Source organism: Paraburkholderia caffeinilytica, assembly GCF_051027425.1.
Taxonomy (GTDB): Bacteria; Pseudomonadota; Gammaproteobacteria; order Burkholderiales; family Burkholderiaceae; genus Paraburkholderia; species Paraburkholderia caffeinilytica_A.
In genome coordinates this window covers 1,612,389-1,629,006 of the sequence record NZ_CP186553.1, presented here as the reverse complement: position 1 = coordinate 1,629,006, position 16,618 = coordinate 1,612,389, and the positions used below count along the sequence as shown (strand labels likewise).

General features: G+C 65.2%; 15 protein-coding genes. 6 read left to right on the top strand and 9 right to left on the bottom strand.

The genetic code is table 11. The features are described from left to right. Positions 1 to 13 precede the first annotated feature (13 nt). From tkt to ACOSV0_RS27720, 6 genes are all read right to left on the bottom strand, one after another. On the bottom strand, positions 14 to 2,056 hold the full coding sequence (gene tkt / locus ACOSV0_RS27745; protein WP_434115543.1) for a transketolase: 2,043 nt from the start codon (positions 2,054 to 2,056) through the stop codon (positions 14 to 16). A gap of 46 nt (positions 2,057 to 2,102) precedes the next feature. Next, a complete protein-coding gene (locus ACOSV0_RS27740) occupies positions 2,103 to 2,975 on the bottom strand; it encodes a phosphoribulokinase (RefSeq protein WP_434115541.1) in 873 nt (290 codons plus the stop codon). 65 nt (positions 2,976 to 3,040) lie between these two features. After that, positions 3,041 to 4,156 (bottom strand): class 1 fructose-bisphosphatase, encoded by a 1,116-nt coding sequence (locus tag ACOSV0_RS27735; RefSeq protein WP_434115539.1) that lies wholly within the window; start codon positions 4,154 to 4,156, stop codon positions 3,041 to 3,043. Between the two features lie 26 nt (positions 4,157 to 4,182). Further along, complete coding sequence (cbbX, locus tag ACOSV0_RS27730; RefSeq protein WP_434115537.1) at positions 4,183 to 5,226, bottom strand: CbbX protein; 1,044 nt, start codon at positions 5,224 to 5,226, stop codon at positions 4,183 to 4,185. A gap of 54 nt (positions 5,227 to 5,280) precedes the next feature. Then, complete coding sequence (locus ACOSV0_RS27725; RefSeq protein WP_434115535.1) at positions 5,281 to 5,709, bottom strand: ribulose bisphosphate carboxylase small subunit; 429 nt, start codon at positions 5,707 to 5,709, stop codon at positions 5,281 to 5,283. Positions 5,710 to 5,835: 126 nt separating this feature from the next. After that, positions 5,836 to 7,335 carry a form I ribulose bisphosphate carboxylase large subunit gene (locus ACOSV0_RS27720; RefSeq protein WP_434115534.1) on the bottom strand — a complete coding sequence of 500 codons (1,500 nt, stop codon included), beginning with the start codon at positions 7,333 to 7,335 and terminating at the stop codon, positions 5,836 to 5,838. A 473-nt stretch (positions 7,336 to 7,808) separates the two neighbouring features. On the opposite strand from ACOSV0_RS27720, the gene pqqA reads away from it, so the two are divergent. The 3 genes from pqqA to ACOSV0_RS27705 all read left to right on the top strand — a co-directional run bounded on the left by pqqA (position 7,809) and on the right by ACOSV0_RS27705 (position 9,354). Beyond that, positions 7,809 to 7,883: a pyrroloquinoline quinone precursor peptide PqqA gene (gene pqqA / locus ACOSV0_RS27715; protein WP_013342881.1), complete on the top strand. Its 75-nt coding sequence runs from the start codon at positions 7,809 to 7,811 to the stop codon at positions 7,881 to 7,883. A gap of 100 nt (positions 7,884 to 7,983) precedes the next feature. Further along, positions 7,984 to 8,583, top strand: coding sequence for a DUF447 domain-containing protein (locus ACOSV0_RS27710; RefSeq protein ID WP_434115532.1), 600 nt, complete (start codon positions 7,984 to 7,986; stop codon positions 8,581 to 8,583). Between the two features lie 27 nt (positions 8,584 to 8,610). Beyond that, positions 8,611 to 9,354 carry a (5-formylfuran-3-yl)methyl phosphate synthase gene (locus ACOSV0_RS27705; RefSeq protein WP_434115530.1) on the top strand — a complete coding sequence of 248 codons (744 nt, stop codon included), beginning with the start codon at positions 8,611 to 8,613 and terminating at the stop codon, positions 9,352 to 9,354. A 52-nt stretch (positions 9,355 to 9,406) separates the two neighbouring features. Here ACOSV0_RS27705 and ACOSV0_RS27700 read toward each other — a convergent pair whose 3' ends face one another. From ACOSV0_RS27700 to ACOSV0_RS27690, 3 genes are all read right to left on the bottom strand, one after another. Continuing rightward, positions 9,407 to 9,997, bottom strand: a complete 591-nt coding sequence (locus ACOSV0_RS27700; protein ID WP_434115528.1) for an aspartate kinase — start codon at positions 9,995 to 9,997, stop codon at positions 9,407 to 9,409. A 256-nt stretch (positions 9,998 to 10,253) separates the two neighbouring features. Next, positions 10,254 to 11,387: a hydantoinase/oxoprolinase family protein gene (locus tag ACOSV0_RS27695; protein WP_434115526.1), complete on the bottom strand. Its 1,134-nt coding sequence runs from the start codon at positions 11,385 to 11,387 to the stop codon at positions 10,254 to 10,256. Further along, complete coding sequence (locus ACOSV0_RS27690; RefSeq protein WP_434115524.1) at positions 11,384 to 12,451, bottom strand: ATP-grasp domain-containing protein; 1,068 nt, start codon at positions 12,449 to 12,451, stop codon at positions 11,384 to 11,386. Before ACOSV0_RS27690 ends, ACOSV0_RS27695 begins: the two co-directional genes overlap by 4 nt. Positions 12,452 to 12,465: 14 nt before the next feature. Here ACOSV0_RS27690 and ACOSV0_RS27685 point away from each other — a divergent pair, with 14 nt between their 5' ends. The 3 genes from ACOSV0_RS27685 (at position 12,466) to ACOSV0_RS27675 (ending at position 16,616) form a co-directional block, all read left to right on the top strand. Continuing rightward, on the top strand, positions 12,466 to 13,218 hold the full coding sequence (locus ACOSV0_RS27685; protein ID WP_434115522.1) for a HisA/HisF-related TIM barrel protein: 753 nt from the start codon (positions 12,466 to 12,468) through the stop codon (positions 13,216 to 13,218). Positions 13,219 to 13,506: 288 nt separating this feature from the next. Next, positions 13,507 to 14,919, top strand: a complete 1,413-nt coding sequence (locus ACOSV0_RS27680) for a formylmethanofuran dehydrogenase (protein WP_434115520.1) — start codon at positions 13,507 to 13,509, stop codon at positions 14,917 to 14,919. Beyond that, positions 14,916 to 16,616, top strand: a complete 1,701-nt coding sequence (locus ACOSV0_RS27675) for a formylmethanofuran dehydrogenase subunit A (RefSeq protein WP_434115518.1) — start codon at positions 14,916 to 14,918, stop codon at positions 16,614 to 16,616. The genes ACOSV0_RS27680 and ACOSV0_RS27675 overlap by 4 nt, the downstream gene beginning before the upstream one ends. The last annotated feature ends 2 nt before the right edge of the window (positions 16,617 to 16,618 follow it).

Genomic DNA, 16,618 nt, shown 5'->3' with positions numbered 1-16,618 from the left:
TGCCTGTGCGTATTTAAGGCGCGAGTTGCGCGACGCGGCGGGCTTCGTCCACCACGGCCCGCGCCGTCAGGTTGAAATGCTCGAACAGCGCGGCGGCGGGGGCGGATTCGCCGAAGGTATCGACGCCCACCACGCCACCTTCGAGGCCCACGTATTGCCGCCAGAACGCGCGCACACCCGCCTCGACCGCGACGCGCGGCACGCCCGGCGGCAGAACCGCATCGCGCCATGCGCCCGGCTGCCGGTCGAACACACTGGTTGACGGCATCGACACGACTCGCGCGGCAATGCCGGCTTCCGCCAGCGGCGCGACGGCATCGAGCGCCAGCGAGACTTCCGAACCGCTAGCGATCAGCACGACGCGCGTCTGCGCCGGGGCATCCGGCCAGTCGCGCAAGACATAACCACCCCGCCCGATCGCGTCGATCTGCTCGCCGCTGCGCGCGGCGAACGGCAGATTCTGGCGGCTCAGCAGCAGACACGACGGCCCGTTGCGTTCAACCGCGCTCGCCCACGCCTGCGCGGTCTCGACCGTGTCGCATGGACGCCAGACGTCGAGGCCGGGAATGAGCCTCAGGCACGCCGCGTGTTCCACCGACTGATGCGTCGGCCCGTCTTCGCCGAGGCCGATCGAATCGTGCGTAAACACGAAGATCGAACGGGTCTTCATCAACGCAGCCATACGCAAGGCGTTGCGCGAGTAATCGGAGAACGTGAGGAAGGTACCGCCGAACGGAATATGCCCACGATGCAGCGCGATGCCGTTCATCACCGCGCTCATGCCGAACTCACGCACGCCGTAGTGCAGATAGTTGCCGCCTTGCAGACCGCCGTCGTCGGCATGAACGTCGACCGCGGCTTTCCAGTTGGTGAGGTTGGAGCCGGTCAGGTCCGCCGAACCGCCCAGCAGCTCCGGCAACGAACGCGCCAGTACGGCGATCGCCTGCTGCGAGGCCTTGCGTGTCGCAATCGATTCGGCCGCGCAGTCCGCGTCGCGCACCAGCGCGCGGACCGCATCGCGCCATTGCGCGGGTAGCGTGCCTTGCGTCCTGCGCTCGAACTCGGCAGCTTCATGCGGATAGTGCTTGCGATAGGCTTCGAAGCGGCTTGTCCAGTCCGCTTCGGCGACCGCGCCGCGCTCGCCTGCATCCCAGAGCGCGCGGACTTCGGCCGGTATCGCGAACGGCGGATGCGGCCAACCGAGCGCGCGGCGCGTGTTTGCCACCTCGTCCGCGCCGAGCGGCGCGCCGTGCACATCGTGCGTACCCGCTTTCGAAGGCGACCCTTTGCCGATCACCGTCCGGCAGCAGATCAGCGTCGGCCGGCCCGCGGCGCGCGCAGCACGCAAAGCCTGATCGACCGCGTCGGCGTCATGGCCGTCCACGTCGCGTACGACGTGCCAGCCGTAGGCGGCAAACCGCGCCGGCGTGTCGTCGCTAAACCACGGCGCAACGTGGCCGTCGATCGAGATGCCGTTGTCGTCGTACAGCACCGTGAGCTTGTCGAGCTTCAGCGTGCCGGCGAGCGACGCCGCTTCGTGCGAGATGCCTTCCATCAGGCAGCCGTCGCCGGCAAACACATACGTGCGGTGATCCACCACCGGATGGCCGGGCCGGTTGAATTCACGCGCAAGCAAGGCCTCGGCGAGCGCCATGCCGACCGCATTGGCCAGCCCCTGTCCGAGCGGCCCCGTAGTTGTCTCAACACCGGGTGTCACGCCCACCTCGGGATGTCCCGGCGTCTTGCTATGCAATTGCCGGAAGCGCTTCAGTTCGTCGATCGGCAGATCGTAGCCGGTGAGATGCAGCAGCCCGTACAATAGCATCGAGCCGTGTCCGTTCGACAGCACGAAGCGGTCGCGGTCGGGCCACGCAGGATTGCGCGGATTGTGTTTCAGATGGCGGTCCCACAGCGCGACCGCGATTTCGGCCATGCCGAGCGGCATGCCCGGATGACCCGATTTGGCCGCTTCGACCGCATCGATCGCGAGCATGCGCAGCGCGTCGGCCATCAGCCGGGTCGCGGGTGTTGCGACGGATTCTGCGACGGCACTCATCGAACCTCTCCTTACGCGAAATAAACAAACCGTGTTGCGCGGCGCCTCAGGCCCGCGCCCGCCGGTCGACCAGTTGAAGAATCATCGGCGTGAAAATCAGCTGCATCGCGAGACCCATCTTGCCGCCCGGCACGACGATCACATTCGGGCGCGACATGAACGAGTCGTGCAGCATCGTCAGCAGATACTGGAAGTCGATCCCTTTCGGGCGCGCGAAACGGATCACGACGAAGCTCTCGTCCGGCTGTGGAATCTCGCGGGCGATGAACGGATTCGACGTATCCACGGTCGGCACGCGCTGGAAGTTCACATGCGTGCGCGAGAACTGTGGACAGATGTAGTTCACGTAGTCAGGCATGCGCCGCAGGATCGTATCGACCACCGCCTCGTGCGAGTAGCCGCGCATGGTCTGGTCGCGGTGCAGCTTCTGAATCCATTCGAGATTGATGATCGGCACGACGCCGATCAGCAGATCCGCGTGCCGCGCGATGTCGATGCTGTCGGTCACCGCCGCGCCGTGCAGGCCTTCATAGAACATCAGGTCGGTTTCGGTCGTGACGTCCTCCCACGGCGTGAAGGTCCCGGCATCCTGCTTGTAGAGCCGCGCTTCAGGCTCGTCATGAACGTAGTGGCGCAACTTCCCGGTGCCGTTCTCGCCATAACTGGCAAACAGCGTTTCGAGTTCCTCGAGCAGATTCGCTTCCGGTCCGAAATGGCTGAAGTTCGGTGCGCCATCCTGCTCGTGCTGCTTCATGGCTTCGCGCATGCCGTTGCGGTCGTAGCGATGAAAAGCGTCGCCTTCGACGATCTGCGCATTGATTTTTTCGCGCCGGAAAATATGGGTGAAGCTCTTCATCACAGTCGTCGTGCCGGCGCCGCTCGAACCGGTCACTGCGATGATCGGGTGTTTGACTGACATGCGCTTGTCTCCGGATAGGGGTGTTCTGATCGGACCGCAGTTCGCGAACCTGGGTGTTCAGGCGGCTAAGCCGTGAAACCCGGCAGGAACAGCGAGCGCCGGCTAAAGAGCGGCGACGTGAAGGGCTGATCCTCGCCGCGGTCGTATTCGCCGTGATAGCGGCCAATGCGTTCCACCTCGTTCTTCGAGCCGAGGATCACCGGCACGCGTCCATGCAGCGCGCGCGGCATGACGTCGAGAATGCGTTCGCGCCCGGTGATCGAGAGGCCGCCCGCCTGTTCGACGAGAAAGCTCATCGGGTTAGCTTCGTACAAAAGCCGCAAGCGTCCTTCCATGGCCGGCGTCTTCGAGTCGCGTGGGTACATGAACACGCCGCCGCGCATCAGGATGCGATGCACCTCGGCGACCATCGAAGCGATCCAGCGCATATTGAAGTCACTCGAACGGCAGCCGCTGCGCCCGTCCTTGCATTCCTGCACGTAGCGGCGCACCGGTGGCTCCCAGAAGCGTTCGTTCGACGCGTTGATCGCGAACTCGACGGTGTCTTCGGGAATGCGGATATTCGAATGCGTGAGCACGAAATTGCCGATGTCGCGTTCCAGCGTGAAACCATGCGTGCCGTTGCCGACCGAGAGCACGAGCATCGTCGACGGACCGTAGACGGCGTAGCCCGCCGCGACCTGCTCGCAGCCCGGCCGCAGAAATGCGGACTCGCCGACCGACCCGTGCGGATCGCCGGGCTTGCCGTCGCCATTGCGCAGCACGGAAAAGATCGACCCCACCACACCGTTGATGTCGATATTCGACGAGCCGTCGAGCGGATCGAAGGCAAGCAGATAGTCGCCGCGCGGGTAGCCCGGCGGAATCGAATAGACGGTCTCCATTTCCTCGGACGCCATCGCGGCGAGCAGTCCGTCCCACTCGCACTGCTGCACGAAGATCTCGTTGGTCGCGACATCGAGCTTCTTCTGTTCCTCGCCGTGCGTGTTGACGCTCTGGGCGGAGCCGTAGTTGCCGCCAAGCGCGCCTTTGGTGAGCATCGCCGAAATCGACTTGATCGCGGCGGCTACGTCGATCAGCAACGCCGAGAGGCCGGCATTCTGCACCGTCCCCTCAGTACAAGGCTGGCGGTCGAGGGTGTCGATCAGAAACTTCGAAAGAGTCGTACGTCCGTCTTGCATGGCGATCTCCTGAGGATTGTTTTCGTTCAGCCTGGCGGCGCCGGCACGGCGCGCGTTGCATGAGAGGGCACAGGCGCCGCGTCGCCTGCCGCGAGCGGCTCGGCGAATACCCGGCTTGCGCGAACGTCGGCAGCGGCAATCAGGGTGAGCGCGGCGGCGTCGACCGGCGCGCCGCCTTGCATCGCCGTGGCGAAGAGGCGATTGGCCTGGCGCAGGCGCGAGCGATCGAGCGCATTGCGCACCGAGCGGGCGTTGGCGAAATTCGGCTGACGGGAGCGCCGGGCGAGATAGTCCGCGAAGGCGCGCCGCGAATCGGCGTCGAAGCGGTAATGCATCGTCGCGAGCATCCGCTCGGCGATGTCGAGCAGTTCCGCGTCGTCGTAATCGGGAAACGTGATGTGGTGCGCGATGCGCGAACGAAAACCCGGATTGCTCTCGAAGAACACCTCCATGCGCGCCGCGTAACCGGCCAGAATCACCACCAGATCGTCGCGCTGGTTTTCCATTGTCTGGAGCAGGATTTCAATCGCTTCCTGACCGTAATCACGTTCGTTTTCCGGGCGATACAGGTAATACGCTTCGTCGATAAAGAGCACGCCGCCCATCGCGCGCTTGAGCACGTCGCGCGTTTTCGGCGCGGTATGGCCGATGTACTGGCCGACCAGGTCGTCACGCGTCACCGAAACCAGATGATTGCGGCGAATGTAGCCAAGCCGGTGCAGCACTTCGGCCATGCGCAGCGCGACCGTGGTCTTGCCGGTGCCGGGATTGCCGGAGAAACACATATGAAGAGTCGGCGCACCGCCCGCGAGACCGAGCGAGTCGCGCGCGCGCTCGACGAGCAGATGCGCCGCGACCTCGCGAATGCGGGTCTTCACCGGGGCGAGCCCGACCAGATCGCGCTCGAGTTCGGCCAGCACGTCGCCGATGCCCGAGTCGCGATAGAGCGCGGCGAGATCGACCTGCGGCGCCTGCGCTCGGCTGTCCTGCAACGCGGCAGTGTCCCGTGCGGCGAACGACGGCGCGTTGGGGTTGACGTTGACGGCATCTATGGCGGCAGCTTCGGTCATGACCTCTTCCTCTGCGTGTGGCGGTTCATCGAGCCTCGCATCGCGGGCCATCCTCTAGCGCGCCGGTTCGTATCGTTCGCCTGACGGCCGGTCGCCCGCGTAGCCCGACAGCCCGTACCGCTGCGTCCGTCCCTGCCCGTCCTGGCGCGTGAGGCGGAAGCCCGGTTCCTCGTCCGGACGGTTGACGATGAACGACAGGCGCATCGTCTCGAAGCTGCGCACCGAGTCGAATGCGTTGATCTTGATGTAGTGCTGCGGCCGCGCCGCGCGGCATGCCTTCACTTCCTGCAGCACGCCGGCCGCATCGTGAAGATCGAACATCGGCAAGCCCCACATTTCCCAATAGGTGTTGCGCGGATGTGGGTCGTCGGTGAATTCGACCGAACAGGCCCAGCCTTGCCGCAGCGCGTAGTCGATCTGCAAGCTGATTTCCTCGTCGGTCAGTTCCGGCAGGAAGGAAAACGTGCCCTGTGTAATACGCATGACGTACCTCGTTAATGAGTGCAGCGGTAGGAACGGCGTCAACAGTCTCTCGCGCGGTGCGGCTGCACTGCGGTTGTCGGACCTGCCTTAAAAATTCTTTAAATGCCCGCTCTGGATGCCCACCATTCAGGCCGCGGTCGGCGTGGCCGCAAAATCCGGCGTGTCGGTCGACGCGTAGTTGAAGGTCACATCCCGCCACGTATCGAGCGCCTGTTTGAGCGGCGTGCACCAGCGCGCTGCCGCTTCGAGAATGTCCGGCCCTTCGTGAATAATGTCGCGGCCCTCGTTGCGCGCCTTCACCATCGCTTCGAGTGCGACGCGATTCGCTACCGCGCCTGCCTGAATACCGGCCGGATGACCGATCGTGCCGCCGCCGAACTGCAGGATCGCGTCGTCGCCGAACAGATCGAGCAGTTGATGCATCTGTCCCGCGTGAATGCCGCCCGAGGCCACCGGCATCACCTTGCGCAAGCCGGCCCACGGCTGATCGAAGAAAATCCCGCGTGACAGGTCGACCTCGTTGTGCGCCTCGCGGCACACGTTGTAATAGCCCTGCACCGACAGCGGATCGCCTTCGAGCTTGCCGACCGCGGTGCCCGCATGCGCGTGATCGACGCCCGCCATGCGCAGCCACTTCGCGATCACGCGGAACGAAATGCCGTGATTGCGTTGCCGCGTATAAGTACTGTGCCCCGCGCGATGCAGATGCAGAATCATGTCGTTCCTGCGCGCCCAGCGCGCCATCGATTGAATCGCGGTCCAGCCGATCACGAGATCGATCATCACGATGCATGAACCCAGTTCCTTCGCGAATTCGGCGCGCTCATACATATCCTCCATCGTGCCGGCCGTCACGTTCAGGTAGTGGCCCTTGATCTCACCCGTTTCCGCTTGCGCGCGATTCACCGCTTCCATCGAAAAAAGAAAACGGTCGCGCCAGTGCATAAAAGCCTGCGAGTTGATGTTCTCGTCGTCCTTCAGAAAGTCCAGGCCGCCGCGCAATCCTTCGTACACGACCCGGCCATAGTTCTTGCCCGACAAACCGAGCTTCGGCTTGACGGTCGCGCCAAGCAGCGGCCGCCCGTACTTGTCGAGCCGTTCGCGTTCGACGACGATTCCGGTCGGCGGCCCCTGGAAGGTCTTCAGATAAGCAACAGGTATGCGCATGTCTTCGAGACGCAGCGCCTTGAGCGGTTTGAAGCCGAACACGTTGCCGATAATCGACGCGGTCAGGTTGGCGACCGACCCCTCCTCGAACAGATCGAGTTCATAGGCGATGTACGCGAAATACTGCGGCTCATCGGCGCTCGAGGCCGGCACCGGGTCGACGCGGTAGGCCTTCGCGCGGTACATGTCGCACGCGGTCAGCCGGTCGGTCCACACCACGGTCCAGGTTGCCGTCGACGATTCGCCGGCCACAGCCGCCGCCGCCTCCTCCGGATCGACGCCGGGTTGCGGCGTGATGCGAAAGAGCGCAATGATGTCGGTATCTTTCGGCGTGTAATCCGGTTGCCAGTAGCCCATCTCGCGATACTTCATGACGCCGGCGGCGTACCGCTCGCGAGGATTGCCCGCATTGCGCGGCTTGTGTATGGACTCGATCACCGGTTGACTGAAATCGTTCATGACATATCCTCGAAGGTGAGCAAACGCGCTGTCGGAAGAACGAAGCGCTTGTTCGCACTGTAGGCAAGGACGTAGCCATTGGGAATTCACGATTTTATTTGGCAGACTTAACCGATCCATTATCGATTGCAGATCGTGAAGCGAATTTTCAACACGTGAGCGATCGATCGGCGGAGAATGGCCTGCATGGGAATTGCAAGCACTGCGTGACAGAAGGACAGAAATCTTCTGCCCGTGATGGAACACTTTGCTGCATTCCCGGAACAGTGCGCGGCGTGACCACATCGAGCCGCTCGCGCGGCCGCCGGGCCGGAGCAATTCGGCAAACGCTGCATTGCGGCGCGCCGATATGCTGCCCATGCCTCGTCATCCAGAACCCGGCATGGAGCTTGCATGGTAAGAAACGCCAATGAAGTCCGGCATCACGCCGGGCCGACGGCGCAATGCTGTATCAACACCTGGAGGAAGCACATATGCAATGGACGACTCCGAGCTACACCGATATGCGTTTTGGTTTTGAAATCACGATGTATATCGCTACGCGTTAAGCCCGCACGGGCCGCGAGGCGCGGCCCTTCTGCGGATTGTTCGTTAATCACCAGTTGAACGGCCGGCCTTTCGGCGCTGCCAGGACACGCGTTCCCACCCATGATCCACGAAACGATCGTCACCACGACAGCGTGCGATGGCCGTCCTCATATCGCGCCAATGGGAGCCCGTTACGAGGGCGACTTCGTCATCCTTTCGCCTTTTCGACCGTCGGTAACACTCGACAATATCGTTGCGTCGCATGCGGCGGTGCTGAACTTCACCACAGACGTCCGTATCTTCGCCGGCTGCGTGACGCATTGCGCGACCGATTGGCCGACGCTCGCCGCCAGCCGTGTGGCGAGCGTCAGGCTCGCCGGGTCGCTTGCGCACGCCGAACTCGAACTCGACGAGCTGCGTGACGACAAGGAGCGCCCGGTGCTGCGCATGAAATGCGTGCACCGCGAAAACCATGCGCCGTTCACGGGTTTCAACCGCGCCCAGGCAGCGGTGGTGGAAGGCGCGATTCTCGTGAGCCGGCTCTTCATGCTGCCGGCCGACAAGGTGGACCGCGAAATGGCCTACCTGCAGATCGCTATCGACAAAACCGCGGGCGATGCCGAACGCACCGCCTGGGGGTGGCTCACCGCCGCGATCGCGCGGCACCGCGAGAGCCTCGACTCTTCCGGCGGCCCGGCCGCCGAACTCGTATCCCACTAGCTTTTCCCGTCTTTTCGGAGAACACCGATGACCGCATTGCTCGCGAGCGTCCGCTCGGACGAAGAGGCATTCGACGCCGCCCAGGCCGGCGCCGAACTGATCGATCTGAAGGAGCCGAACGCGGGTGCGCTCGGCGGTTTGTCGATCGGCGACATCACGCATATCGCCCGCCGGCTTCGCGCGCGTTATCCGGTCAAGCCGATCAGCGCGACGATCGGCGACGTGCCGGCGGACGCGCTCGGCGAAATCGCCGCACGTGTCATCGAAGTCAGCGCCGCGGGCATCGATTATGTGAAAGTGGGCGTGACGCCAGGACCAGCTGCGCGGCGCTGCCTTGAACAATTGGCCAATCTGCCCGCCGCGGTCGTGCCGGTGCTGCTGTGCGACGGCGGCATGGACGGCGAACTGGTCGCCTATGCGGCCACGCTGGGCTTTGTGGGCGTGATGTTCGACACCGCCGGCAAGGACGGCAGCACGCTGTTCGATCATGTGGATAGCGAGACGCTCGCGCAATGGCTGCGGCTCACGCGCGAGCGTGGCGCCATGAGCGGCATTGCCGGCTCGCTCGGCTGGGCGCAGTTCGAGCAGATTCGCGCGCTCGCGCCGGATGTGGCGGGTTTTCGCACGGCGCTATGCGTCGACGGGCGGCGCTCGCGGCTCGATCCGCAGCGCGTCGCGCAATGGGCTGCCGCGCTGCACCGTCCGGCCGGCGCCATGAGTGGCGCGGTCATCGCGGCAGACGCCAGACCCTCGGGTGCGGCGCGCTTTTAATCCTCGCCATAACCTTTTCCCGCAACCTTCTCCCGCGCATGCCGGAGCAACGCTAGATCACCGGCATGTTCAGCAGCCGGTCGCGCATCAACGCGACATTGTCCTTGTTGAACAGCTCGACCACATAATTGGCTTCGTTCACATAGTCGACGAAACGGCAGTCGAGCACGCCCGTTGCGGCCAGCGTCTCGAGCCGGTCGTTCTCCGAGATGGGGCATGACTTCACCACGATCAGCCGCTCGGCGTTGAGCATGGTCGAGAGCCACGCGGCGAGGCTGTCGGAGGTGGTGTCCCAGTTGCTCATCGCGTCTGGCGTGTCGCGCATCAGCGCGGTCGGCATCCACACGGCGACATGGCCGTCGCGCAGCGCGCGGCGGATCTTCGCCTCGCTCGAGGCGAGCACGAGTTCGGGCAACATTCCTTGCATCAGGAGCGCGTACTGCGTCATGGCGAGCAGACACATGTTGTGCGCGGTGAGATCGTCGAAGCGCCACTCGCTCTGGTATTGCCGCACTTTGTCCGCGAAATCACCCCCACCGGGCACGATGACGACGCGCCCGCCGCCCACTTCGCATAGCTCGGTGAGCCACTGGCGCAGCATCGGCTCGTGACTCAGGCTACCCCCGATCTTGACCACCCACATGATCGTTGTCCTCGTTTCCGATTAACCGCGTTTGCCTGCCCGTTTGCTCAATTGCGTGCCAGTTTGTGTGCCCGCTCATGTGTCAGCTCATGTGTCAGCTCATGTGTCAGCTCATGTACCAGCTCATGTACCAGCTCATGTACCAGCTCATGTACCAGCTTACGTGCCCGCTTGCATACCCGCTTGTGTGTTCTGTCACGCGCGCTAGCGTTTTTCCGCCTTACACGCGAACGTGCGTCCCGGCGCGTCCGTCGCGTCAAGCCGCCCGCGATGCCGCGCTGCGACTGCCATCACCGGCTTCTCCGTAGCGAGTGGCCGCCAGCAATGCCACCGCCACGCTCGGGGCGCACGTCGCGGCCCATTCCGACAGGCTCGCCGGCACACCCGCCAGCGTGCCGAAATCAATGTAACCGCGGGCCTCTTCGCGCGCCAGCGCCGCCACGAGAAAACGTCCACAGCCTGCTCCCACCAGCGGCGCGGCGGCAAGGTCCGGGTGGGCCGCCGTCACGCGCGCCAGATTGACACCGATCTCACGCAACTGCAGCTCGCGCCAGCGCAGCGCGAATCCGCGCCATTCGGCGGGACTCTTTTCATGGGCATCCAGGCCGATCATCCGCGCGAGCCGCGTCCGGCTTGCGCTTTCCGTCTTCGGTCCCTGGTCGGCGCTCGGATGCAGGTCGTACTGCGGCGCCAGTTCCCCCGTGAGCCGGTAAATGTCCGCCGTGGTCGCAAACCATTCGTTCATCACGTTGACAGTTGCCCCACCGAATTCGATACGCTGCGCAATACCGCACAACGGCGTGCGCACGACCCCTTGATACACGAGTTCGCCGGTGACGAGCCGCCCGGCATCGGTCGCGGCACGCGCGACAACATGGCCGCCCGCGATCGGAATGATGTCGGTGGTGGTGCTGCCGATGTCGATCAGCAGCGCATCGGGTACGCGTGTCGCGACCCAGCGCGCGGTGGCGAGCCAGTTCGCCGAGGCGACGCTGCGCCAACCGGCCGCGCATGCCTGCGGCGTGAGCCAGCCCGCGTCGCCCGCATAGAAACGCAAGCGTGGTCCAAGCCGTTGCGCCAGCGCGGCGGCGATCGCCCGCACGCCTTGTGCGCGGTCCTCGAAAAGGTCGACCATCTCGCCGGTCATCGTCACCGCGTGCTGCGCGGCGTAAGTCTTCGCGGCCGGCCAGCGCTCGAAGACGAGGTCGATGGTTCGCTCAAGATGTTCAAGGCCCTGCCACAGCGGACACGCCCATTGCGCGACATCGAGCACGGTGCCGCCGGCGTCGGTCATCGACACCTTCACGTGCGCGCCGCCGACATCCCAGCCGAACACCGCCGCGCCATCCGCCGCCGCGGGGCTCGTGCGACCGACATGCGCGGCGCTCATGGCTGCGCTCCACAGGCCGACTGCGCGCCGTAGCTGCGCGCCGCCGGGCCGGATCGCCCGATACGCACCCCATGGGCTGCAAGCAGGGTGCGGGCGAGATTGCCGCCGAGCGCCGCGGACATACCGGCATACGCCACCGTCAGACGCGGATTGACCTCGATCACAACCGGGCCGCGCACCGGATGCCACACCACATCGATGCCGACAAAGCCGCGCAGACCCGGTATCGCCTTCGCCACCTGCTGCGCGAGCGCGTCGAGCATGCGGCCCTGGTCACCGGCCGGATCGATCTGGTTGACCATCACGCCATCGAATTCGACGATGTGCGGTTGCGGCCCCGGCGCCTCGCCGTCGCTCAAACTTATCTGCTGCCGGTTGATGCTGATGAGTTCGGCGCGCTCGCCGTGGCAGATCAGAGAAAGGCTGAGCGGCTCGCCGTCGATCCATGCCTGCAGCACCGGATTGCGCGCGGCGGCCGCGCGGGCGTCGTATTCGGCGCAAGCGTCGGCGAAGTTGTCGAACACGAAGGTATCGAGACCGCCCGCGCCATCGTCCGGTTTCACGACCCAGCGGCTGGCGGGCCAGCGGCCGCCTGGCTGCCCCTCGGCCCGTCCGGGTTCGACCGTGGGTGTGGTGGCGATGCCATGCGCCGCGAGGCACGCCGCGGTCGCACTCTTGCTCGACGTCAGGCGGATCGCTTCTTTCGCGCAACCGAGCCAACGCGCCGCGCCCACCGCGTCGTACAGATGCAGCAGCAAGCCGTCGCATTCCGGCGCGATGATCCACGCGTAATCGTGCTCACGCGCCACTCGCGCGACAAAGGCCGTCATCGACTCGCCTTGCGCTGCCCTACAATGAGCAAGCGCCGGGTCGACGGTTTCGAAGCGCGAGCTCGCAAAACTCACGTCCACTTCGTCGAGTTCGCGCAGGTCGTTCACCAGCGCGTCACGCATCACCCGGCCTTCGACGATCAGCGCGCTCAGGTCGGCGAGACTTCCCGCACCGGCATGCGCCGGGTCGATGCCGCCGCCGGTGAGATACTCGTAGACAAATATCTTGGTCAAAGGAACGCGCCCCTATGCAGGTGATACCGGTTCTCGATCTGCTCGACGGCCACGTGGTGCGCGCGGTGCGCGGCGAACGGGCGGCCTATCTGCCCATCCGCTCGTCGCTCGCCGCCACCAGCGAGCCGCTTCACATCGCCCGCGCGCTGCTAGCTGCAAGCGGCGCGCGTGCTCTCTATATCGCCGACCTCGGCGCGATCCTTCAGCAACGCGCTCATGTCGAGACGCTCGCTGCATTACGTGCCGCCCTGCCCGGCACTGACATCTGGCTCGACGCCGGTTATGCCGACTACGCGTCGATGCATTCGCTGTTCGAACTGATCGACGAAACCGGCAAGCGCAACCATCATGGCCAACCTGCTCCGCACGATCTCGCCACTTTCGTGCCGGTGTTCGGCACCGAGTCGCTGCGCGACATCGACGCGCTGCGTGCTGCCGAAACCGCCGGGCTCTCGCCGATACTCTCGCTCGATCACCGCGCCGGTCAACTGCTCACCGCTACCGCCCTCGATCGCACTTCCGCATGGTGGCCCCGACGGGTGATCGCCATGACGCTCGATCAGGTGGGCAGCTACGGCGGCCCCGACCTCGCCACATTCGAACGCATCCGTACCAGCGCTCCCGCGCATACCGCCGTGATCGGCGCGGGCGGTATCCGCCATCGCGACGATATGAGGGCGGCGGAGCGCACTGGCGCTTCAGCATGGCTCGTGGCGTCCGCGCTGCATGATCGCCAGATCGGCACGCCGTTCGTCGAGTCCACCTAAGCGTGCTATACAAATTCCATGCCAATCTCCGGGCACGGCGCGGATGTAAACGAACGGCAAGCTACTGTGGCAGTCCGTGACACTCTGCTCCAGTTCGACACACAACCTGTGCGGCGCAGTGCCGCTTGCGTGCCACCGGTTCGACACTGCCGATGCAGGGCAGCGCACATACCGCGACCCTATCGGGCCTTTTAAGCGCAAGGCCACATACGCGGCGCGCGATTCGTCGCGCACCCGCGCCACTGCGCCGGGACGCACATCGGCATGGAGCTTGCTAAAAGTGCGGCCATGCACCTTTCGCCCATCGATCCATCGTCCACGAGCCCATCGGCCGCGGCCAACGAGCCCGCCTCGTCGCCCGGTTCGTCGCTTGCTTCTCCGCCCGGCTCGTCGATTACGCGCGACTGGACCTGCCCGTTCTGCCCGCTGCTGTGCGATGACCTCGTAGTCGAGTCGCACGGCAACGCCACGCTCACCGTGCCGGATACCGAATGCCCGCGGCTCGCGCAGGCGCTTGCCTGCTACGGCGGCTCGGATGCACCGTGCCGCAGCAGCGTCGACGGACAGGACACGGATCTCGACACTGCCCTGGCCGGCGCGGCGCGGATACTGTCGTCGGCACACCGCCCGTTGTTCGGCGCGCTGGCCACCGACGTCGGCGGCGCCCGTGCGCTGTACACGCTGGCCGCCGGCTGCGGCGCCATCCTCGATCATGTGCACGGCGATGCGATGAGCTCGGCCACGCTCGCGTTGCAGGATCGCGGATCGTTCTTCACCACCCTTTCCGAAGTGCGCGTGCGCGCCGACCTGCTGGTTTTTTTCGGCTGCCGGCCGTCGCAGCGTTATCCGCGCTTCTTCACGCGTACGCTGGAAGGCACGGCACTCGAACGTGAGCTGGTGTTCGTCGGCTGCAGTCCCGACCCCGCTGCGAGCGGCCTTGCGAATACGCGGATCGACGCGATTCTTCCGGACGCCGATCCTTTTGACACGCTCGCGCTCTGGTCCGCGCTTTGCGAAGGACGTGAGGCTGACGCGCTGCAAGACAACGGGACGGGCGCGGCAGAAGCACTGGCGGCGCTGCAGGCGCGCATCGCCGCCGCGCACTATACCGTGCTTGTCTACGAGCCTGCCGCGCTGCCCGGTCCGCACGCAGCGTTGCTAATCGAAGCCTTGAACCGGATCGTCAAAGCGGCCAATCGCACCGTACGCGCGGGCTGTCTCGCGCTCGGCGGCGAGGACGGCGCCTTGACGGTCAACCAGACAGTGACCTGGCTCTCGGGTCTGCCGCTTCGTACCCGCATCGCCGCGCCCGCCCGCATCGCCGGCACAGCGCCGCTCGACCACGATCCCTATCGTTATCGCACCGCCAGACTGCTCGCCGACGGTGAGATCGACGCCTTGCTGTGGGTCGCCAGCTTCGCGCCGCCGGTCTGGCCGCAAGCGCTCGATCAGAATGTGCCTGCGATCGTGCTCGGCCATCCCGCCTTAGCCGAAGCCGCGAAAGCACGCGGCGGCGCCACCGTCTTCATTCCCGTCGCAACGCCTGGCATCGATAGCGGCGGCCATCTGTTTCGCGTCGACAGCTCGGTCGTGATGCCGCTCGCCGCCGCACGCGGCGCGGCACTCCCCACGGTGGCAACGATCGCGGCGCACCTGAGCGCGCGCCTTCACGCCCAGCCAGCCGCGCGGGTGCAACCATGAGTCTCATCCGGCTCAAGGGCGGCACGATCTTCGACCCGGCCAACGGCGTCGACGGCGAACGCCGCGATCTGGCGATCCGCGACGGCCGCATCGTCGACGTGCCCGCCACGACGCCGGCCGATCGCGAATACGACGCCACCGGCATGATCGTGATGGCAGGCGGCATCGACATGCACTCGCATATTGGCGGCGGCAAGACCAATCTGTCGCGCCTGCTGCTCCCCGAGGATCATCGCGAAGATCCCCTGCGAGACGCGGCCTACGAATCGGTGCAGGATGCGAACGGCCGCTACCTGAGGCTGCCGTCGTGCGGCGTCTGCACCCCTGGCACGCTCGCGACCGGCTACCGCTACGCCGAAATGGGCTACACGGCCGCATTCGAACCGGCGATGATGCCGTCCAACGCACGCCACACGCACCTCGAAATGGGCGACACGCCGATCATCGATCACGGCGCGTACGTGATGCTCGGCAACGACGAACTGTTTCTGCAGATGCTCGCCGCACGCGACGACTTCGAGCGTCTGCGCGACTACATCGGCTGGACGATCCACGCGAGCAAGGCGCTCGGCGTGAAGGTCGTCAATCCGGGCGGCATCTCCGCCTTCAAGTTCAACCAGCGCTCGCTGAACGTCGACGAGCCGCATGTGCACTACGGCATCACACCGCGCGACGTGCTGCACACACTGTCGCGCGCGTTGACCGAACTGCGTGTGCCGCATCCGCTGCATGTTCACGCGAGCAATCTCGGCGTGCCCGGCAACATCGATTCGACGATCGCCACCATGGATGCCGCCGACGGCCTGCCGATCCATCTCACCCATATCCAGTTTCATAGCTACGGCACCGAAGGCCCGCAAAAATTTTCGTCGGGCGCGCGTCGGATCGCGGAGGCGGTGAACGCGCGGCCGAACGTGTCGATCGACGTCGGCCAGATCATCTTTGGACAGACCGTCACGGCCTCGGGTGACACGATGATGCAGTTCCGCAACACACCGCTCGCACGGCCGCACAAGTGGGTGGTCGGCGATATCGAGTGTGACGCGGGCTGCGGCGTAGTGCCGTTCCGCTATCGCGAGCAGAGCTACGTGAATGCGTTGCAGTGGATCATCGGCCTCGAGATCTTCCTGCTGGTCGACGACCCGTGGCGCGTCGCGATGACGACCGATCATCCGAACGGCGGCCCGTTTACGAGCTATCCGCATCTGATCCGTCTGCTGATGGACAAATCGTTTCGCGACGAGCAGCTCGCCAGGCTCAATGCCGACGCGCAGGTGGCGAGCGCGTTGCCGCAGTTGCAACGCGAGTTCTCGCTGTACGAGATCGCCGTCATCACGCGAGCGGGACCGGCACGCCTGCTCGGCCTGCGCGACCGCGGCCATCTGGGCGCGGGCGCCGCGGCGGACATCGCCGTCTATCGCGACGACCCGGACCGCGAGCGGATGTTCACGTCGCCCGCCTATGTGTTCAAGGACGGCGAGCTGGTCGCGCGCGACGGCACGCTCGTCGCCACGCCGACGGGCGGCATCCATTTCGTCTCGCCCGAATTCGACCGTGGCATCGAGAAGACGCTGCGCGCCTACAGCGACGCCAACCTCGCGAGCAACTTCGCGCATGCCGCCATCAGCGACGACGAGGTCTGCAGCTGCTGCCGCGGCGGCAAGCTGCTGCCTGTCGAATGTTTCGCGCAAGACTGAGC